The organism is Paenarthrobacter sp. TA1.8, assembly GCF_048595705.1.
Lineage (GTDB): Bacteria > Actinomycetota > Actinomycetes > Actinomycetales > Micrococcaceae > Arthrobacter > Arthrobacter nitroguajacolicus.
The window spans coordinates 515733-536088 of record NZ_CP184287.1; the positions used below are offsets into that span (position 1 = coordinate 515733).

Annotated in this window: 16 protein-coding genes; 7 read left to right on the forward strand and 9 right to left on the reverse strand. The window is 62.1% G+C overall.

The features are described 5' to 3' along the window. Positions 1–97: 97 nt before the first annotated feature. The 6 genes from fdhA to purU all read right to left on the reverse strand — a co-directional run bounded on the left by fdhA (position 98) and on the right by purU (position 8927). On the reverse strand, positions 98–1315 hold the full coding sequence (gene fdhA, locus ACNAOT_RS02700) for a formaldehyde dehydrogenase, glutathione-independent (protein WP_179016476.1): 1218 nt from the start codon (positions 1313–1315) through the stop codon (positions 98–100). 197 nt (positions 1316–1512) lie between these two features. Then, on the reverse strand, positions 1513–3831 hold the full coding sequence (locus ACNAOT_RS02705; RefSeq protein ID WP_420179927.1) for an FdhF/YdeP family oxidoreductase: 2319 nt from the start codon (positions 3829–3831) through the stop codon (positions 1513–1515). An 11-nt stretch (positions 3832–3842) separates the two neighbouring features. Next, on the reverse strand, positions 3843–4745 hold the full coding sequence (locus ACNAOT_RS02710; protein ID WP_420179928.1) for a bifunctional 5,10-methylenetetrahydrofolate dehydrogenase/5,10-methenyltetrahydrofolate cyclohydrolase: 903 nt from the start codon (positions 4743–4745) through the stop codon (positions 3843–3845). Next, positions 4742–5368: a cyclodeaminase/cyclohydrolase family protein gene (locus ACNAOT_RS02715; protein ID WP_420179929.1), complete on the reverse strand. Its 627-nt coding sequence runs from the start codon at positions 5366–5368 to the stop codon at positions 4742–4744. Before ACNAOT_RS02715 ends, ACNAOT_RS02710 begins: the two co-directional genes overlap by 4 nt. A 95-nt stretch (positions 5369–5463) precedes the next feature. Then, complete coding sequence (locus ACNAOT_RS02720) at positions 5464–7956, reverse strand: GcvT family protein (RefSeq protein WP_420179930.1); 2493 nt, start codon at positions 7954–7956, stop codon at positions 5464–5466. A gap of 56 nt (positions 7957–8012) precedes the next feature. After that, the gene (gene purU, locus ACNAOT_RS02725; RefSeq protein WP_091464930.1) at positions 8013–8927 is read right to left on the reverse strand and encodes a formyltetrahydrofolate deformylase; all 915 of its coding nucleotides are present in this window, start codon (positions 8925–8927) and stop codon (positions 8013–8015) included. Positions 8928–9046: 119 nt separating this feature from the next. On the opposite strand from purU, the gene ACNAOT_RS02730 reads away from it, so the two are divergent. Next, entirely contained in the window at positions 9047–9727 is a 681-nt protein-coding gene (locus ACNAOT_RS02730; protein ID WP_420179931.1) for a GntR family transcriptional regulator, read from the forward strand. Positions 9728–9946: 219 nt separating this feature from the next. After that, positions 9947–10795 (forward strand): pyridoxal 5'-phosphate synthase lyase subunit PdxS, encoded by an 849-nt coding sequence (gene pdxS, locus ACNAOT_RS02735; RefSeq protein WP_420181110.1) that lies wholly within the window; start codon positions 9947–9949, stop codon positions 10793–10795. A gap of 245 nt (positions 10796–11040) precedes the next feature. Here the strand turns inward: pdxS and ACNAOT_RS02740 are convergent, their stop codons facing one another. After that, positions 11041–11973: a LysR family transcriptional regulator gene (locus tag ACNAOT_RS02740; RefSeq protein WP_091464974.1), complete on the reverse strand. Its 933-nt coding sequence runs from the start codon at positions 11971–11973 to the stop codon at positions 11041–11043. A 161-nt stretch (positions 11974–12134) separates the two neighbouring features. Here ACNAOT_RS02740 and ACNAOT_RS02745 point away from each other — a divergent pair, with 161 nt between their 5' ends. Both ACNAOT_RS02745 and ACNAOT_RS02750 read left to right on the forward strand, forming a co-directional pair. Further along, entirely contained in the window at positions 12135–13436 is a 1302-nt protein-coding gene (locus tag ACNAOT_RS02745; RefSeq protein WP_091464975.1) for an aromatic ring-hydroxylating oxygenase subunit alpha, read from the forward strand. Further along, positions 13433–14842, forward strand: a complete 1410-nt coding sequence (locus ACNAOT_RS02750; RefSeq protein WP_420179932.1) for a ferredoxin reductase — start codon at positions 13433–13435, stop codon at positions 14840–14842. Before ACNAOT_RS02745 ends, ACNAOT_RS02750 begins: the two co-directional genes overlap by 4 nt. A 5-nt stretch (positions 14843–14847) precedes the next feature. Here the strand turns inward: ACNAOT_RS02750 and ACNAOT_RS02755 are convergent, their stop codons facing one another. Next, positions 14848–16122: a LuxR C-terminal-related transcriptional regulator gene (locus ACNAOT_RS02755; RefSeq protein WP_420179933.1), complete on the reverse strand. Its 1275-nt coding sequence runs from the start codon at positions 16120–16122 to the stop codon at positions 14848–14850. A gap of 150 nt (positions 16123–16272) precedes the next feature. Here ACNAOT_RS02755 and hxlB point away from each other — a divergent pair, with 150 nt between their 5' ends. Both hxlB and hxlA read left to right on the forward strand, forming a co-directional pair. Continuing rightward, positions 16273–16863: a 6-phospho-3-hexuloisomerase gene (hxlB, locus tag ACNAOT_RS02760; protein ID WP_420179934.1), complete on the forward strand. Its 591-nt coding sequence runs from the start codon at positions 16273–16275 to the stop codon at positions 16861–16863. Positions 16864–16942: 79 nt separating this feature from the next. Then, positions 16943–17566 carry a 3-hexulose-6-phosphate synthase gene (gene hxlA, locus ACNAOT_RS02765; protein WP_017199258.1) on the forward strand — a complete coding sequence of 208 codons (624 nt, stop codon included), beginning with the start codon at positions 16943–16945 and terminating at the stop codon, positions 17564–17566. Positions 17567–17569: 3 nt separating this feature from the next. Here the strand turns inward: hxlA and ACNAOT_RS02770 are convergent, their stop codons facing one another. Then, positions 17570–19723 carry a glycogen debranching N-terminal domain-containing protein gene (locus tag ACNAOT_RS02770; protein ID WP_420179935.1) on the reverse strand — a complete coding sequence of 718 codons (2154 nt, stop codon included), beginning with the start codon at positions 19721–19723 and terminating at the stop codon, positions 17570–17572. Between the two features lie 278 nt (positions 19724–20001). Between ACNAOT_RS02770 and ACNAOT_RS02775 the strand changes: the two genes are divergently transcribed. Then, a complete protein-coding gene (locus ACNAOT_RS02775) occupies positions 20002–20337 on the forward strand; it encodes a hypothetical protein (protein WP_420179936.1) in 336 nt (111 codons plus the stop codon). The last annotated feature ends 19 nt before the right edge of the window (positions 20338–20356 follow it).

Below are 20356 nucleotides of genomic sequence, written 5' to 3' on the forward strand. Positions count from 1 at the left end.
TCCTGTGAAACGCAGATACCGGGGACTGCCCGGCCTTCCCGTAATTCTTGCCGTGCAGTCCCCGGTATCCGTGTGGTGCGTGCTGTTCAGACGTGTATTAGGACTTCACATAACCGTTCGGATTCAGCACGAACTTTGTTGCCGCTCCGGCGTCGAATTCGGCGTAGCCGCGCGGAGCGTCCTCGAGCGGGATGGCTTGGGCGTTGACTGCCTTGGCGATCTGGACCTTGTCATGGAGGATCGCCATCATCAGCTGCCGGTTGTATTTCATGACCGGGCATTGGCCGGTGGTGAAGGACAGGGATTTGGCCCAGCCGGTACCAAGGGACAGCGAGAGTGAGCCGTGCTTGGCGGCATCGTCGATTCCGCCCGGGTCGCCGGTGACGTAGAGCCCCGGAATGCCCAGGGATCCACCGGCGGCAGTGATATCCATGAGGGAGTTCAACACAGTGGCAGGAGCCTCGTGTGAGGCATCCTTGCCGTGGCCGCGGGCTTCAAAGCCCACCGCGTCCACACCGCAATCCACTTCCGGAACGCCGAGGATCTGTGCGATCTGCTCCTTCGGATCGCCGTTGGACACGTTGACTGTTTCACAGCCGAAAGAACGCGCCTGCGCCAGGCGGTCCTCGTTCATATCGCCCACAATCACGACGGCGGCGCCAAGCAGCTGCGCGCCCACGGCAGCAGCAAGGCCCACGGGCCCGGCACCTGCGACGTAAACTGTTGACCCCACGCCGACGCCGGCAGTGACGGCACCATGGAAGCCAGTGGGGAAGATGTCCGAGAGCATGGTCAGGTCCATGATTTTTTCCAGGGCCTGATCGCGGTCCGGGAAGCGCAGCAGGTTCCAGTCGGCGTAGGGGACCAACACGAACTCTGCTTGTCCGCCCACCCAGCCTCCCATGTCCACGTAGCCGTAGGCGCTGCCGGGGCGGTCGGGGTTGACGTTGAGGCAGATGCCGGTCTTCTGCTCCTTGCAGTTCCGGCAACGGCCACAGGAAATGTTGAACGGCACCGAGACGATGTCGCCTACCTTGATGAACTCGACGTCGGGTCCCACCTCCACCACTTCGCCCGTGATTTCGTGGCCGAGGACCAGGTCCTGCGGAGCAGTGGTGCGCCCACGAACCATGTGCTGGTCCGAACCGCAGATGTTGGTGGTTACAGTGCGGAGGATCGCGCCATGAGGCACTTTCCGGCCGACGTTGGCCGGGTTGACGCCCGGTCCGTCCTTAAGCTCAAACGTTGGGTAGTCGGTGTCGATGATCTCGACGACACCAGGTTCCTTGTAGGCGACTGCTCTGTTTCCTGACATGGTCACTCCCTCTTCTTTGGCTATTGCTGAACTGCTGCCCAATGGTCCGAAAGCGGTGCTTCGATGAGGAAATACCTCCCCAGGTTTCAGGCCATCGAAGCACCATTCACGGACAATCGAACAGCTGATATTTCCATCAGTACGTGATAGATATATCAGTCATACTATGTGACGCAGCTCATGGTGTACAGCGGGTCTTACGCCCTCTCCAACCGGATGATCACGGACTTGGAGGTGGGTGTTCCGCTGGTGTCCGCCACGGAGTCCAAGGGGACCAGGACATTGGTCTCCGGGTAGTACGCGGCGGCACAGCCTTTCGGCGTTGAGTAAGACACGATGCGGAAGTTCTCGGCACGCCGGTCCGTTCCTTGGAATTCGGAGATCAGGTGCACCATATCGCCGTCGGCAAAGCCTAGCTCGGTGATGTCGTCAGCGTTGATGAGCACCACGCGACGCCCACCATGGATGCCACGATAGCGATCGTCCTTGCCGTAGATGGTGGTGTTGTACTGGTCATGTGAACGCAGGGTTTGCAGGACCAAGCGGCCAGGCGGGATCTTGATGAACTCCAGCTCATTGCCGGTGAAGTGTGCTTTTCCTGATGCGGTGTCGAACTTCCTGGCATCGCGCGGCGGGTGTGGCAGGACAAAACCGCCCGGGTGCTGAATCCGTGCTTCGAAGTCTTCAAAGCCGTCAAATACCGCTTCAATATGTTTGCGGATCAGCGAGTAGTCATCCCTCATGGCCAGCCAGGAAGCCTGCGGGGTGTTGGGCAGGCGCTGGTGGCCGTCTCTGAACAGCCTGTCTGCAAGGTTGCACACAATTGCTACTTCGGAGTGGAGGTGCTCACTTGCAGGCTTGAGGCGTCCCCGTGATGCGTGGACGGCGCTCATGGAGTCTTCCACGGTGACCCGCTGGTCTCCGGTCCGCTGGGTATCCTTCTCGGTGCGTCCCAGGGTAGGCAGGATCAGGGCCCGGCGACCCGTGGACAAGTGCGAGTGGTTCAATTTCGTGGAGATCTGAACGGTCAGCCGGGTGTTGGCCAGGGCTTCCTCGGTGACTTCGGAATCGGGGGCAGCCCGGACGAAGTTGCCGCCCATGCCCATGAAGAAACGGACTTTGCCGTCCCGCATGGCGCGGATGGCTGCCACGGTGTCAAAGCCGTGCTCGCGCGGAGACCGGAACTCGAATTCCTGGTCCAGCCGGTCGTGGAACGTCTCCGGCATCTTCTCGAAGATGCCCATGGTCCGGTCACCCTGGACGTTCGAGTGGCCGCGCACAGGACAAACGCCGGCCCCGGGCTTGCCGATGTTGCCTTGAAGCAGGAGAACGTTGACTACATCGCGGAGGGTGGGTACGGAGTGTTTGTGCTGGGTCAGGCCCATGGCCCAGCACACGATGGTGGCGCTGGAGGCGAGCATTCGTTCACCTGTGGAATGGATCTGCTCAAGGGTGAGGCCGGTTGCCTCCACAATGTCTTCCCACTCCACCTTTTCCAGATAGCGCAGGTAGTCGTCGATGCCCACGGTGTGATTGTTGATGAAGTCATGGTCCAGGACGGTTTGCAGGCCCGGGGTGTTCCGTCCGGCAGCTTCGGCTTCAAGCAGGTATTTGCCCAGGCCTTGGAAGAGGGCCTGGTCGCCGCCGGCACGGATCTGCAGGAAGTCGTCCGTCAGTTGGGTCCCTTGAATCATGCCGGCCACGTGCTGCGGGTTCTCGAAGTGCAGGAGGCCTGCTTCGGGAAGGGGGTTGACAGACACGATGACTGCGCCGTTCTTCTTCGCCTTTTCCAGCGCGCTGAGCATGCGCGGGTGGTTGGTACCGGGATTCTGCCCGGCCACGAAGATCAGCGACGCCGTCTCCAGGTCCATCAGGCTGACGGAACCCTTGCCGATGCCGATGGTTTCCACCAGTGCGGAACCGGAGGACTCGTGGCACATGTTGGAGCAGTCCGGGAGGTTGTTGGTGCCCAGGCCGCGAACCAGGAGCTGGTAAACGAATGCTGCTTCATTGGAGGTCCGGCCGGAGGTGTAGAAGACGGCTTCGTCGGGGTGTTCCAGGCTCCGCAGCTCCTCAGCCATGAGGTCATAGGCTTCCTCCCAGTCGATGGCCCTGTAGTGGGTAGCGCCTTCGTCCAGGAACATCGGGTGGGTGAGCCGGCCTTGCTGGCCCAGCCAGAAGTCGTCGCGCGTCTTGAGGTCGGCGATGGAATGCTGAGCGAAAAACTCCGGCGTGACACGGCGCCGGGTGGCTTCCTCGGCCACTGCTTTGGCACCGTTCTCGCAGAACTCTGCCGCGTTGCGCTTTTCGTGCTCGGGCCAGGCGCACCCCATGCAGTCGAAGCCATCCAGCTGGTTCACTGCCAGCAGGGTCTGAACGCTGCGCAGTGGTCCCATCTGTTCCAGCGAAATCTTCAAGGCGTTGGCAACAGCGGGGATGCCCACGGCCTTGGTCTTGGGTTTGGTGACGGTCAGCTTTGACTCGTCGATGTTCTCGCGGGGGGCTTTGGAATGCATGGGGGAACCCTTCAGATCCGGGAAGTGGAAGCAGTGAGCAGCGTGGTGCGGGACTGTTGCCGGGCGGCTTCAACCGTGTGCAGCAGCAAAAGCGCGGTGGTCACTGACCCGACGCCGCCCGGAACCGGACTCAGGCCCGCCGCGACGCCGGTGACGCTGGCTTCGTCGACATCACCCACCAGGGAACCATCGGGCAGGACGTTCGTGCCGACGTCGATCACCACAGTCTCCGGGGAAAGGTGGCTGCCCTTCAGCAGCCCGGTCCGCCCGGCGGCAACAACCACGACGTCGGCCGGCTGGGTATAGCGTTCCAGCGGCCCTGATTTGGAATGGCAGATGGTGACGGTTGCGTCCCTTTCGAGGAGGAGCAGGGACAGCGGCTTGCCCACCACGGCGGAACGCCCGACGACGGCCACGTTACGCCCGGCAACCGGAATCTGGAAGTGGTCCAGCAACTCCACCACGGCCTGGGCAGTAGCGGGTGCGAAGGCGGGCTGCCCCACGGCCAAGCGGCCGAGGCTGAGCGGATTGGCGCCGTCGATATCCTTTTCCGGAACGATGAGGCCCACCAGCCGGTCAGCGCGGACAGCCGCAGGCAGGGGAGTCTGGAGGATGATGCCGTGGACGGATGGCTCGGCGCTGAGGTCGGCCAGGACGCTGGCCAGCACTTGTTCGGTGGCATCGTGACCAAGATCGACGATCCTGCAACCAATACCGGCACGTCCGGCTGCACGCTCGATGGAGCGGACGTACCAGTGCGTCGCTTCGTCGTCCGTTGCAACAACAACAGCCAGGACCGGGCGAATGCCCTCGTCATCCAGGAGGGCGGTCTCCTCATGGGCGCGCTGCTGGATAAGGGCAGCGAGCGGCTTGCCGGAAAGCAGTTTGGTGTTCCCGCGCAGTTTGGTGGTCATGAGAGGATCCTTTCGCGTACGCGCTGCACCAGGGCATCGGCGGCGAGAACCACTTTGTCCTCAATACCGTTCGTCTGTTCCGCCAGGCGGGAACGGGCTTCGCCGTGCTTGATGGCGACTACATTGATGTCGATGTTGACCCGGGCCGTGGTGGCAGCTGCTCGGGCTGCATCGGCAGCAGCGGCGATGTCGCTGATGACGTTGGGATTCGCCACGTCAACGAGTTCCGTGGCAAGATCCACCACTTCGCCGGCAACTTTGATGAGCTGCGCGGGGGTATGGGCGGCCTGAACCAGGGCCTCCTGGATGGCGGCGGTCTTGATTGCCTTGAGTTCGTCGGATTCCGAGGGGAGCTTGTAGGAGTCGATGACTGACTGGAAGGCATGCTCGTCGGCGTCCGCGAGACGCAGGGCCTCGACGATCAGGTGGTCGGCGGCGCTGGTGATCCGGGTTACCAGTGCGGCGTGCTCCTCATACTTGGCACCGGTGGTGTACCTGGCCACCATGGCTACCAAGGCAGCACCTTGGGCGGCATGCAAGGCAGCGGCTGCGCCTCCACCGGGAGTGGGCTGACGTGAAGCGAGCCTGGAGAGGTAATCATGGATGGTTTCTGAACTGATCATGGGTCTTCCTGGCTGAAGGGGGAAAGCAGCGGCCCGGACCCGGTCGGTGCGAGGGGAAGGGTCCGGGCCGCATGCGTTGGTGGCTGCGTGGGCTGTTAGCCCCGGAGCCGGCTCATGGTGGGGTCGTACAGCGGATCTTCGGTCACAGTGGCTTGGATGCGGCGTCCGAAGTACTCAATTTCCACGGAGTCTCCGAGGGACACTGCAGAGGGCAAGTAGGCGTAGGCAATCGGCTTGCGGACGGAGTAACCGTAGGCTGCGCTGGTGACGTAACCCACCGCCTGGTCCTTGTAGAACACCGGTTCCTTGCCCAGCACCAGGCTCCTGCCGTCGTCGACGGTCAAGCAGCGCAGGCGGCGGGCCGAGCTTTCCTCACTGCGCCCTTCCAAGGCGGCTTTGCCGACGAAGTTCTCCTTGGTCATCTTCACGGCGAAGCCAAGGCCGGCCTCATAGGGGTCGTGCTCAGTGGTCATGTCCGAGCCCCAGGAACGGTAGCCCTTTTCGAGTCGCAGCGAGCTGAACGCGGCACGGCCCGCGGCGATGACGCCGAACGGCTGGCCGGCCTTCCACAAGGCGTCCCAGAGGCGCTGCCCGTTGTCGGCGCTGGTGTAGAGCTCCCAGCCCAGTTCGCCCACGTAGGAGAGCCGCATCGCGGTGACAGTGACTCCTCCGATGGTGACCTTCTTGGCACGGAAGTACTTCAGGCCGTCGTTTGTGAAGTCGTCGCTGCTCACCGTGCTGATGAGGTCACGGGCGAGGGGACCCCACAAGCCGATGCAGCAGGTGCCACCAGTGGTATCGCGGACCTGGACCCAGTCTCCGGCGCCTCCATTTTCGGTCTGGTGCCGGGCCGCGCGCTCAAAGTAGGCGGTGTCCATGTTGCCGTTGGCGCCAAGCTGAAAAGTGTCTTCACTCAGGCGGGCCACAGTGATGTCGCTTCGTACGCCACCGGCTTCATCCAGAAGCAGCGTGTAGGTCACGGCGCCGGGCTTCTTGGCAAGGTCGCCGGTGGTCAGTTCCTGCAGCAACTTCAAGGCTCCAGGGCCGGACACTTCGAGGCGCTTCAGCGGCGTCATGTCGTACATGGCAACTGCTGTGCGGGTCTTCCAAGCCTCAGCCGCGGCGATGGGGGAGCTGAACATACCGGACCAGGCGTCGCGGGCCGGCGGCTGCCAGTCGTCCGGCATTTCCTTGAGGAGCTCGGCGTTGGCTTCGAACCAGTAAGGGCGCTCCCATCCGGCACCTTCCAGGAAGTAGCCGCCCAACTGCTTGTGGCGGGCGTGGAAGGGGCTGACACGGAGGTTGCGGGGAGAAAGCTTTGGCTGGAGCGGGTGCATCACATCGTAGATCTCCACGAAGTTCTGCTGGGAGGTTTCGCTGACGTATTCGGGGGTCAGCTGGACCTCTTCGAAGCGGTGGATGTCGCAGTCACCGAGGTCAATCTGCGACTTTCCTTCGATCAGGAGCTCAGCCACGGCACGGGCGATGCCGGCGGAGTGAGTGACCCACACGGCCTCGGCAACGAAGAAGCCGTCAACTTCCTTGGACTCGCCCACCAGGGAGCCACCATCCGGGGTGAAGGAGAAGATGCCGTTGAAGCCATCCTCGATTTCGCTTTCACGCAGTGCCGGCAGGATCTGCTTGGTTGCTTCCCACGCGGGAAGGAAGTCTTCCAGCGTGAAGTCCAGGCGCGAGGGCATGTTGTGTTCGGTGATGCTGCTGGGCTCGTAGCTTCCGAGTTCATCGAGATCCACGGGCATGGGGCGGTGGGCGTAGGAGCCAATGCCGTAACGGTCACCGTGCTCGCGGTAGTACAGATCCTGGTCCTGGTGGCGCAGGATCGGCAGCTGGGCACCGTTGGGAAGTTCGTTCTTGCCCTTCTGGGCGGGAACCGGCGTCGTTTTTACGTACTGGTGGGCCAGCGGGAGGAGCGGAACGGACATCCCGATCAACTCGCCCACCTTGGCGCCCCAGAAGCCGGCACAGGAAACCACGATGTCCGCCGGGATCACGCCGTCGGGGGTCTCGACGCCGGTCACGCGGCTGTTTGACTGCTCGATGCCGGTTACTTCGGTGTTGCCGATGTACTTCACGCCGGCGGCTTCAGTGCGTTTGATGAGCAACTGCACGGCGCGGGCAGCAAGAGCCAGGCCATCCGTGGGGACGTGGAGGCCGCCCAGAATGTCTTCCTCATTGATCAGGGGGTAGAGCTCCTTGCATTCCTCGCGGGAGAGGATCTTGCCGTCGATGCCCCATGACTGTGCGTAGCCGAGCTTGCGCTTCAGGTCGGCCAGACGGGTCTCGGTAGTGGCAACTTCAAGGCCGCCCACCTGGTTGAAGCAGCTTTGGCCGTCCTCCGTGAGGGACAGCAGCTTCTCCACTGTGTACTTGGCGAAGAGTGCCATGGACTTTGAGGGGTTGGTCTGGAAAACCAGGCCCGGTGCGTGGGACGTTGAGCCACCGGGCATGTTCAGGGGTCCTTGGTCCAGGACGGTGATGTTGTTCCAACCGCGGGTGACCAGTTCGTCGGCGAGGTTGGTGCCAACAATCCCAGCTCCGATGATGACAATGCGAGGCGTGGATGCCATGGGGGTTCTCCTGCTGAAGTTAATAGGGGTGAGTCTGCTGGTGTTCTGGTGCTTGGTTAGCGGAAAACCACGGTGCTGGTCTGGTCCAGCAGCACGCGGTGTTCGCAGTGCCACCTGACAGCGCGGGACAATGCCAAGGCTTCGGCGTCCTGGCCCACGGTTGAGAGTGTGGTGGGACCGTAGCTGTGATCGACGCGGATGACTTCCTGCTCGATGATCGGCCCCTCGTCCAAGTCAGCGGTGACGTAGTGGGCAGTGGCACCCACCAGCTTCACGCCGCGGTCATAGGCCTGGTGGTAGGGGCGGGCCCCCTTGAATCCCGGCAGGAAGGAGTGGTGGATGTTGATGGCGCGTCCTTCGAGGGCACGGCACAGGTCGTCCGAAAGTACTTGCATGTACCGCGCCAGCACTACGAGGTCTACGTTGTACTCTTCCACCAGGTCCAGGAGCCGCTGCTCAGCGTCCGCCTTGGTATCCGGGGTGACAGGAATGTAGACAAAGGGCAGGCCAGCGGCTTCAGCCATGGCGCGGTGGGTTTCATGGTTGGAGGCAACCACAACGATGTCACCGCCGAGGCTGCCGCCCCGCCAGCGGAAGATGAGGTCATTGAGGCAGTGCCCGAACTTGGACACCATTACCAGGACCCGCTTCTTGGTTTGGTCGTGGAAGCTGAACTTCATCTCGAAGCGGTCAGCAATCGCTCTGAATTCCTCTTCGAGCCGCTCCGGGGAGTAGGACAGCGGGCCGGAGAAAGCGGTCCGCAGGTGCAGTGTCTGGCGGAGTCCGTCGTCGAACTGCTGGTGCTCTTCGATGTTGAAACCGCGCTCGAAAAGGAAGGTTGTGACTGCCTGGACAATTCCGGCGCGTTCGACGCACGACAATGTGAGTACGAACTTCTGTGCTTGCTCTTCTTTGAGCATTTCGGGCTTCGGTAGGGTGCTTACCGGTGAGTCTGTCGCCACGAGGGTCATGTCTCCTCCTTAAGATATATTCCTAGGTCCTGTACTGATATATTAGGATTGGATTCAGCGTATACTGGTGTTCAGGGCAGGTCAATAGATTTTTTGGTTGTGAAGGAAGGGATGGCGCAGTGGCTTTTGGAACCCTGGCAGTCACCGGCGAGGCCACGAAGAAATCCTTGGCTGACATCGCGTACGAACGCCTCCGGGATCGCTTGTTGATGCTGGACATCAAACCTGGCGACCTCCTCAATGATGACCAACTCGCAAGGGACCTGGAGATTGGCCGGACGCCGGTGCGTGAAGCATTGAAGCGCCTGGAGTTGGATCGGCTTGTCATTACGTATCCGAGGCGGGGGACCTTTGCCACCCGCGTGGAAGTAACTGACCTGGCCTTTATATCGGAGATCCGGGCGCAGCTGGAACCCCTGGCTGCTGCAAGGGCTGCACGCGTTGCTTCGGCAGCCACCAAAGAACACCTCCGCGAAGTTATGCGCGCAGTGGAGGACTTTGACGTCAGTGCGGCATCCGTGGTTGAAACCCTGCGACTGGACGCCAGTGTTCACCAGGGCATCTATGCGGCGGCCGCGAACCCGCACCTTGAAGACATTCTGATCCGGTATGACAATCTGGCTACCCGCATCTGGTGCATGGTCTTGGACCGGTTGCCTGATCTGGAGCACCATGTGCGCGAGCACCTCGACCTACTGAGGGCCGTCATTGATGGTGATGAGGATCAGGCTGCCGAGTTGGCCCGAGTCCATGTCAGTGGCTTCGAACACGCTGTGCGGCAGGCACTTTTCGCAGCCTAGGTTAGCGCCGATCCCACTGTTGACTCCGGGCTTTGGTCCTTGCATACTGAAGACTCCAACTAATATATCACCCGGATATCACGCGTTCTCTTACTCTGCGCTGAATCCGGGCGCTTGTGATGCAATCACAGCCTTCAGCCTTTGGAGTATCACGTGACGACAAGACCCCACCTTTTTGAACACATCCCCTTGACTGGCGGCAGCCGCGTCAAGCGGGGCATGGCGGAGATGCTCAAGGGCGGCGTCATCATGGACGTCGTTAACGTCGATCAGGCCCGCATCGCCGAGGACGCCGGTGCCGTCGCTGTCATGGCGCTCGAGCGTGTCCCGGCCGATATCCGCGCCCAGGGCGGCGTGTCCCGCATGTCCGACCCGGACATGATCGACGCGATCATCGCCGCCGTGTCCATCCCGGTCATGGCCAAGGCCCGCATCGGCCACTTCGTCGAAGCCCAGGTCCTGCAGTCCCTCGGTGTTGACTACATCGACGAGTCTGAGGTCCTGACCCCGGCTGACTACATCAACCACATCGACAAGTGGAACTTCACCGTCCCCTTCGTTTGCGGTGCCACCAACCTTGGTGAGGCTTTGCGCCGCATTAACGAGGGCGCGGCGATGATCCGTTCCAAGGGCGAGGCTGGCACGGGCGATGTTTCCAATGCGACCGGGCACATGCGCCAGATCCGTTCGGAGATCGCCAAGCTTGCCGCCCTGCCCGAGGACGAGCTCTACGTTGCGGCCAAGGAACTGCAGGCCCCGTACGAGCTGGTCAAGGAAGTTGCCGCCACCGGCAAGCTCCCCGTGGTGCTGTTCACCGCCGGTGGCATTGCCACCCCGGCTGACGCTGCGATGATGATGCAGCTCGGCGCCGACGGCGTGTTCGTTGGTTCGGGGATCTTCAAGTCCGGCAACCCGGCTGAGCGCGCCGCCGCCGTCGTGAACGCAACCGCTTACTATGACGATCCTGACGTGATCGCCAAGGTCTCCCGTGGGCTCGGTGAAGCCATGGTCGGCATCAACGTGGACGACATCCCGCAGCCCCACCGCCTCGCAGAACGCGGCTGGTAAGTTCCATTGCGCCCGGTGGGCGCTCATCCTCTGTGTGCTATTCCCCGCTCCCGCTGCCGCCACTTGGGCGGTGGCTGGGGCGGGGCCCCTTTTACGCACACTGCCGGACCAGCGCCCGCGACAGAGCCGTCGGATCCGGTGACCCGCCTACGACGCGGATATTCGTACGGGCCACGCATGCGGACCGTCGATGCCCGGATGCGGGTGTCGTGATTGAAAAAGTGTGGCCGTCACCGATTGGAGTGTCAGCGGTCGTCTTCGGGGCGGGCCGTGAGGATCCGGTGGGCGCTCTCCTGAAGGATGCCGAGCGACTCCTGGATCAGGGGTGATCCGATGCTGCCCCTGCGCACCGCTGCCACGATGCGTCGCGCAGGCTTTCCTTTGCCGGTAATGCGGAGTCGGACCACGTTCTCGGCATTATGCAGCGGCGCCAGTCGCGGCAGGAGGCCCACGCCCAGTCCAGCGCCGACGAAAGCGATTTGGGTTTCCCATTCCACGGCTTCATGGGCAATGCGCGGTGTTACTCCGACGGCCGTGAACGCCGCTGTGAAGAGGGCGTGATAGGTGGACCCGGCTGATTCGGTGATCCACGGTTCGGACGCGAGTTCTTCCAGTGTGACCGTTTCCCGTGACGCCAACGGATGGTCAGCCGGAATGATCACGTCCAGGGGGTCATCGAGCAGCACCGTCTGTTCGAAGCGCGGATCGTCCTCAACATACGTGTCGGACTGCATGGCAACTATGACGGCAAGGTCGATTCGCTCGGCGACCAACAAGTCGAAGCAGCGGGCCGGATTCGCCTCGAGTACCTGTACCTCCAGCAGGGGGCGTGTTGTGCGCAAAGTAGCGGCTAGCGGAGCTAGCAACTGGGCCGCCGCCGTCGAAAATCCGCCGAGGCCGAAACGGGACTGCACCTGGTCGCCGGCCTCCATGGCTGCTGCGCGCAGGCGCTCCCATTCGGCGATAAGCGTGTCCGAACCAGCCACCAGAAAGCGGCCCGTGGCGGTCAGCCGGACACCCCGGCCATCCTTGGTCAGCAGCTGCATTCCGAGCATCCGCTGGAGCTCGCGCAGCTGCGCGGAGACGGCGGAGGGTGAGTAGCCGGTGAGCTCCGCAGTGGCACCGATGGTGCCGCAACGGGCAAAAACTCGAAGTGTGATGAGTCTCGCATCAATCATGCACCTATTGTGCACGGTTATCTTCTGAATCTTGCGCTTTTGTTGCGGATCAATGATCCCTAATCTCATGACTATAAGGATTTCGACAACGCCGCTCGCACCCCACGCAGCCGTGGTCCCACGAAACACACATTTACCCCACGCCTCCCGGGAGGAAATACATGTCTGCTCCAGTCTTGCCCCTCAACTCACGCGGAAAACTCGCTTCATCTTTGCCTGCAGAGCAGCTGGCGGAGATCAGCGAACTGTTCGAGTTCCGGCGCAAGGGATATTCCCTCGATGCGCCTTTCTACACCGATGCCACGATCTTCAAGATCGACATGGAAGCCATTTTTGGCCAGCACTGGATCTTTGCAGCCAGCATCGCCGAACTGCCGGAGCCGGGCGACTACGTCACCGTCGACTATGGTCCCTACTCCCTGATCGTGCTGCGCAATGACGACGGCGGCGTTAACGTCCTGCACAACGTCTGCCGCCACCGCGGCGCCCGTGTCCTGACCGAGCCCGCCGGGTCAACAGGCAACCTGGTCTGCGGCTACCACTCCTGGACCTACTCCCCGGAGGGCAACCTGATTCACGCCTCCGCGCCGGGGGAGACGAAGTTCGACAAGGGCTGCTTCGGCCTCAAGCGCGCCCACAGCCGCGTGGTTGCCGGACTGATCTTTGTCTGCATTGCGGACGAACCGCCCACCGACTTTGACGAGACCTCCAAGATCTTCGAGCCGTACCTCGCGCCCCACGATCTCTCCAAGACGAAAATCGCCTACCAGCAGAACATCGTTGAAGAGGGCAACTGGAAGCTCGTCATGGAGAACAACCGTGAGTGCTACCACTGCGACGGCCACCCGGAGCTCGCTTGTTCCCTCTTCCCCACCTGGGGCCTGACGGAGGGCCTGATCCCGGCCCACCTTGAAGAGGTGTGGGACCGCAACAAGGAAGCACAGGCATCGCTCGAGGAGCGTTGCCGCCGCTACGGCCTTCCCTACGAGGTGGTGGAAGAGCTCGACACCCGCATTGCTGGAATTCGCATCTCACGGGAATCGCTGGATGGCGACGGCGAATCGTTCTCGCCCGATGGCCGCAGGCTCTCCAAGAAGCTGCTCGGTGACTTGCGTGACTTCCGTCTTGGCCGCTGCTCGATGCACCTCCAGCCCAACAGCTGGTTCCACTTCCAGAGCGACCACGTCATCACGTTCGGGGTCTTCCCCATCAACGAACACCAGTCCCTGGTTCGCACCACGTGGCTGGTAGCCGACGACGCCGTGGAAGGCGTCGACTACGACCTGGAGAAGCTCACCTACACCTGGAAGCAGACCAACCTGCAGGATAAGGCCTTTGTGGAGCTGTGCCAGACGGGTGCCGGCAGCCCCGCCTACGAGCCCGGCCCCTACATGAAGAGCGAATACCAGGTGGAGGCATTCATCAACTGGTACGTACAGCGCGTCCAGGAGCACTTGGCATGACGGAACTCCTCACTGAGACGTTAGTCCAGGAGCCACATCGTATTCGCGGTCTTGAAATGCCGTGGAACAGGGTCATGGGCAGCACCGAGGGACCCGCCAGTGCAGCACGTGCGTTGGGTCCTTGGCATCCGCAGGAGTTCATGGCCGAATGCGTCGAGATTGTTCCCGAAGTGGGCGGCATGATGACCTTCGTGTTCCGTCGCACCGATGGCGCACCCTTGGCGTTCCGTGCAGGCCAGTACGTTAATGTTGCCTTCCCGGTGAACGGCGAGGACGAAGATCCTGTGGATCGCAGCTACTCGCTGTCCAGCGCTCCCACCAAGCCGTGGACCTTCGACATCACAGTCAAACGCGATGCCACGGGCCTGGTTTCACCGTGGGTACACGAGAACATCAAACCCGGCACCGTCCTGGACATGCTCGGACCGGTGGGGGCATTCCACCTGCCCGACGCCGACCGCCGGGCCAGGTATCTCCTGCTGGCCGCCGGTGCAGGCATCACTCCCATCATGTCCATGGTGCGGACCATTCACTCCCTGCCCGGACAAGCCGATGTGGTGGTGCTCTACCACGGGGCAGAGGCCGGAGGCTTTGCCTTCAACAAGGAGCTGGCCTACATCGCGTCCGTTGACTCGCGCATCAAGGTCTTCTACTCCCTGGGTGACCGCAGCAAGCCCGAGGGCTGGGAAGGCCTTAGTGGAAGGCTGACGGCGGCAATGCTGGAGGAGGTTGCCCCCGACGCCAACGGCCGGCAGGTATATGCCTGTGGACCCGAGGGCTACCTGAACACCGCAACCGAGCTCCTGGGCAACGTGGGCGTGGACGATACTTCCATCCACATGGAATTCTTCACGGGAGATCGGCAGACGATCCTTGAGTACCAGGCAGAGCTCGCGCTCGCAGTGGACATTGCCGAGGAAATTGCCGAGGAAATCGCCGATTCCGCTGAGGACTACTACGAAAGCCAGCCCACGGCGTTCGGGCTCTACGAGCCCGGCTACGACGCGGAGGGGCCGCTGAAGGCTTCAGGGTTGCCGCTGGAAACTGTCGACCCGGACGCGCCCGAAGCGTCCGACGAAGGTTCGGATGCGGGAGCGAAGGCCGATGCGCCTGATGCATCGAGCTTTGAAACAGTGGGAACGGGAAGCCTCACCTTGTCCTTCATGCGCACGGGCATCAATGTGCGCATCGACCCCACCGAGCACATCCTTGGTCCGGCCCAGCGTGCCGGGGTCAGGATCGGCGCGAACTGCAAAGAGGGCATGTGCGGCTCCTGCAAGGTGGTCAAGCTTTCGGGGGAAGTGGAAATGAACCATCAAGGTGGCATCCGCGCCCGTGAAATCGATGCGGGCAAGTTCCTGCCCTGCTGCTCCACCGCACAGACCGATATGGTGATCGACGCCTAGGACGTCTACCTGAGTCCCGCACTGTGGGCCAACGCAATGGCCTCAGTGCGGGACCGGACGTCAAGCTTCCGGAAGAGGTTCCGGAGGTGAAACTTCACAGTATTTTCGCTGATGCCAAGGTCAGCGGCAATCGAGCGATTACGCTGGCCGGCAGCCAGCAACTGAAGGACCTCAAGTTCCCTGCCGGCCAGCCCCCATTCTGCTACGTCCCCCGCGGGAGTCGACGGCGGATCCAACGGCAGGACCACGGAGATATCGGCGCCCCATCCCTGCATGACGTCCACGTTCATGGTCCCGTCCACGGCCTGCACACGTTGAAGCAACCGTTCAAGCGTGGGACCTTCAGGGGAAAGCTCCCCGCCGCCGTCGTCCCTGACATTGATCAGCAGGTTCTCTCCATCACAATCCCATTGCGTCCGGACCCGATGAACATCAGACTGTTCGGCGATAGCCAGGACCAATCCCCGAACCACAGCCCTGGCGGCGTGGGCCACCTCGCCGGGCAGTGCCCTTCCGTTTGCAGGCGGTTCGATGAACTGGATGTCGATGTTGCTGAAGTGCATGAGTGGCCTGAGGTCTTCCCGGAGCCTCTCGAACGCCTTGGCGACGGGCTCTTCCACAAGGTTGCTGGTGCGGTCACTGAGGGTCCGGAGGCCAACAAGGGCTTTGGCGGTTAGATCGGTCACGAACGTACGGGCCGCACGATCGTCCAAGGAGTTTGAACGTAACGCCGCGAGCACAGTTTCCAGGGTTGTTGAGTGCTGGTCCACCAGCTCACCGGTGACTCGGACACGCTCCGCGGATGCGGCCCGGGACTCCAGAAGATACGACGGCGGAGCGTCGCTCACCTTCTCTTGGATGCGCCCCGCTGCAAGCTCCCAAAGGTAGGTCACCATCCGTAGGGGTCCGCTGTCTTTATCTGCGGCAGTTAGGACCGGATCGGTGAGAACCAACAGGGCGTTGCTTGGTGGATAGCGGAATGCGAGGACGTCCCGCTGCTGACCACCGATCATGGCGGCCCCCCGCCACGGTCCTTCCCCGTCCACTAAGGCACGCAAGCGTTCCAATTCCGGGATGGAGACCCTGCTGACGATGTCCTCGGCGCCGGCCTTCTTCTGTGGGCGACCCGTGCAGTCCTCAGTGAAGATGACCAAGGCACTCGATGTCAGGAACGGCTGGGTGGCCGCGCGAAGCTCTTCGGCAATGCCCATTAACGGGGCTTTTGCAATGGACGCAACCGCATCGAGAAGGGGCCAGTGGAAGTCGTTGGGCTGGGGCATGCCACCAAGCCTAAAGGAGTTCCAGCCAGCGGCCTACCCAAACGGGTGGTTATTACTGTTCATTTTTGGCGTTACCCCTACCTGAAGTAACCGGAACAATCGTTGTAGGCCCCTTGAGGGAATAGGCACCCACCTGCAAAAGGAGTGAAAGTGAACGTCACCGCAGAAACAGCAACAACCACCAGTGACGACGTAGCCAGTAACGTGTCCCTGATCCTGGGCGAGATGGGACACACGGCCTCCCGCATTGATTACGCACAGGTGTCCCGCCTGGCAGACGAGATCAGTGGGGCTGAACGCGTCTTCCTCGCCGGAGCCGGTCGGAGCGGCTTGGTCTTACGGATGGCAGCCATGCGCCTCATGCACCTCGGAAAAACCGTCCATGTTGCGGGTGACACCACAACCCCTGCCATCAATGCAGGGGATCTGCTGATTGTCGCTTCCGGTTCGGGTACTACATCCGGGGTAGTCAAAGCGGCTCAAACAGCGCTCTCGGCAGGAGCCCAGGTTGCGGCAATCACCACCAACTCATCGTCCCCCTTGGCTGGCCTTGCCCAAACGGTGGTGGTTATCCCCGCCGCCCAGAAGACGGACCATGGCTCAGATGTTTCGCAGCAGTACTCCGGCAGCCTCTTCGAACAGTCGCTCTTCCTGGTAACCGAGGCGGTTTTCCATTCTCTCTGGGGAGCCACTGACGAGCCCGCTGAGCAGCTCTGGTTGCGACACGCCAACCTGGAGTAGACCCGGTCAACACCCTGAGACCGCGCAACACCCCATACCCACCCGATTCACCAACCATTCCAAAGAAGGAAACAACACCATGAAACTGCAAGTTGCACTCGACCTCCTCACCATCGAAGACGCCCTGGAACTCGCCGGCAAAGTAGCCGAGCACGTGGACATCATCGAGCTGGGCACCCCGCTGATCAAGGCCGAGGGTCTCTCCGCCGTCACGGCAATCAAGGAAGCCCACCCCACCAAGATCGTGTTCGCGGACATGAAGACCATGGATGCCGGCGAGCTTGAAGCCGACATCGCCTTCAAGGCAGGCGCCGATTTGGTGTCCGTCCTCGGAACGGCGGACGACTCCACCATTGCCGGTGCAGTCAAGGCGGCACAGTCCCACAACAAGGGCATTGTGGTGGACCTGATTGGTGTGGCCGACAAGGTTTCCCGCGCCAAGGAAGCCCGCGCCTTGGGTGCAAAGTTCATCGAGTTCCACGCTGGACTTGATGAGCAAGCCCAGCCGGGTTACGACCTTCGTGGGCTGCTGAACGCCGGCGAAGAGGCCCGCGTACCGTTCTCTGTGGCCGGTGGAGTGAACGCATCAACCATCGGAGCTGTGCAGTTGGCCGGTGCCGACGTAGCGGTCGCTGGCAGCGCAATCTACAGCGCAGCTGATCCGGAACTGGCTGCAAAGGAACTCAAGGCAGCAATTCAGTAGTCCCTAGGGTTCTGTCCGCCGCAGCTCGGCCTTTTCCACAAGCTCGGTGATCCAGGGCCGTTGCGCACGGTGGAGTGTCAGGCCCTCCGGAAGTCCCTGAACCTGGGACGTAGAGCCGGTGACATCAATGGTGATGCGCCCGCTCCCCATGGGGGCATTGCTGATGTGCAGGTCACCGTAAGATTCCGGCAATACCGGATCCAGCCAGACGCCGCCCAGGGAAATGTGGGCGTCGTAACGCATGAGTCCGGTGATCAGCTGGATGGGAGTGGTGGCAGCCCATGCCTGCGGGGAGCAGGCAGTCGGATACGGCACGGGCTCCCTGAACTGTCCGCGGTCAAAACCGCAGAACAGTTCGGGGAGCCTGCCGCCCGAAAACTCGGCAGCCTCAAGGAGGGCCGTGGCAATGCGCTGCGCTTCCTCCACGTAGCCGTAGCGGAGCAGCCCCGCCGCTATCAGGGCGTTGTCATGTGGCCAGACCGACCCATTGTGGTAGCTGGCAGGGTTGTAGGCGCCCATGTCGCTGGCCAGTGTACGGACGCCCCAGCCGCTGAACATTTCCGGGGACATGAGCCGCTCCGCCACGAGGGGTGCCTTGTCTTCATCCACCAGCCCAAACCACAAGCAGTGCCCCATGTTTGAAGCACACGCATCGACGGGTCGCTTGTCCTTGTCCAGGGCCACCGCGTAGTAGCCCTTGTCCGGGAGCCAAAACTCCTCGTTGAACTTCTTTTTGAGGCGATCCGCGCGTTCCCGAAGCTCGGCTGCCAAGGTGAGGTCGCCGTCGTCGTAAGCCATCCAAGCGCGCGCCATATAGGCACCATGCACGTATGCCTGGACTTCGCACAGCGCCAATGGCGGCTCGGCAATGGTGCCGTCGGCAAAGTTGATGCCGTCCCAGGAGTCCTTCCAGCCCTGGTTGATGAGGCCGTGCTCGTTGGGACGCCCATACTCCACAAAGCCGTCGCCGTCCCGGTCGCCGTAGTCCCTGATCCACTCGAGCGCGCGATCCGCATTGGGGAGGAGCTCCGCAATCACATCCTTGGCGAAGCCCCACCGGCTGACGGAACCCAGGACGATGACGAACAGGGGAGTGGCGTCCACGCTGCCGAAGTACGCGGACTTGCCGCCCAGGGCCAAGCCGCTGGAGACGTCCAGCCGAACTTCATGCAGGATCTTGCCCGGTTCTTCCTCGCTGTTGGTGTCCACTACCGTTCCCTGACGATCAGCCAGCGTGCGGAGGGTTCCCAATGCCAGTGACGGGTCAACGGGCAGTGCCATCTCTGACGCCCACAAGGAGTCGCGGCCAAACAACGTCATGAACCATGGTGCCCCGGCCGCAACAACCACCCTGTTCGGGTGGTCCGGGTCCTGGATCCGCAACGCGCCCAGGTCTTCGTAGCTGCGCCTCAGGGTGCGTTCGATGGAACGATTGGCCACCTGCAGGCGGGGGATCTTGGCCACCCATTCCTCCCGGCGACGATCGCTGGGAGACAACTCCCCGCGGGCCGGATGGGCGAACGGCGTCCCTGCGCCGTCGAGGGTGGGGACGACGCTCACGCGGGTGCTCCAGCTGCCGAAAGCTGGAATCTTGGCCGTGAAGCCCAACGCCCTGGCTCCTGCGCCGGCGCCCTCGGCCCGGATCACGACGCTCTTCCGGATACCCTCCCACTTCCCGCGGATCTCCAAGGAATCGCCTCCCGGGACGCGGGTTTCCGTCCACTCCCGGGTTATTCGGGCTTCCTTCACTTCAAAGAGGTCCGCGAAATCCGATTCGGCAGTCAGCAGGATCCGGCACTCTGCAGGCCGCTTGGAGTAATTCCGGACGGTGATCTCTTCCAGCATTCCTGCCCCGACTTCCCGTAAGCGTTCCACCAGCAACGGGCTGTCCGCGTACCCGTCCGAACGAGGTACCCGGCCTGCGAACAAGGCGCGGTAAGGTTCCCGGGTTTCAGCTGCCAAGGGTTCGATCGTTTGGCCGTTGATGGTCAGCTCCCATCGGGAGAGTATCCGGGTGTCCAGATGGAAGACGCCGTGGGGAAGTTCGGGGTTGATGTCCCCGTTGGCAGAGGAAATGCAGAAGGATGAGCCTTCCACCAGGGTGACCGTTCCGGAGCCCAGCGGCCCCGCTGCCGTGTCAGCATTCCATCCAGCCACTTGATGCTCCTTTTCAGTGAGCTTGCGGATAGCTTGAGCTCCAGCGGCCGCCCGATGGACGGCCTTCTGCATGGATGTAAATGACGGTACGCCGGAGTGGGTGCGGGCACCAGAGCCCTGCCATGCCCCGCGCATCTGCGGAGGACAATCCCGCCCGGCAACCCAGAGTTAATCTCTTTTCCTCGTCCGGGCAACCCGAACGGGTCTATAGTGAGGGATAGGACATTCGCTGATGCAGCCCGGCGGCCCGCATTTCTTCCGACGCCGGAGGCCCCGTAATGACCGACACCCAAATTGGCAGCTTTATTCGCGACTGTGTGGTGTTTGAGGACGACACTGAGAACGGCTTGGACTTTGACACTTTCTACGGCCTGTACATCAGCTGGTGCGTTCTCGGACGCAAAATCCCCATCCCCGATTCCGCTTTCAAGACAGCCCTTGAACTCCAGGGACTCAAGCCCATCAAGGTCAGTGGCCAGAGAATTTATCCCGGCATGAGCATGGTAGGTGCAGCCGCGCGGGACTACGTGGTCAACAGTGTTCCCATGTGGAGCGAAACCGCCACCGACATCCCGGTTTCCGAAATTCGCCAAGCAGTGGCATCCATCGCCTGATCCCATTCCAGCAAGCGTT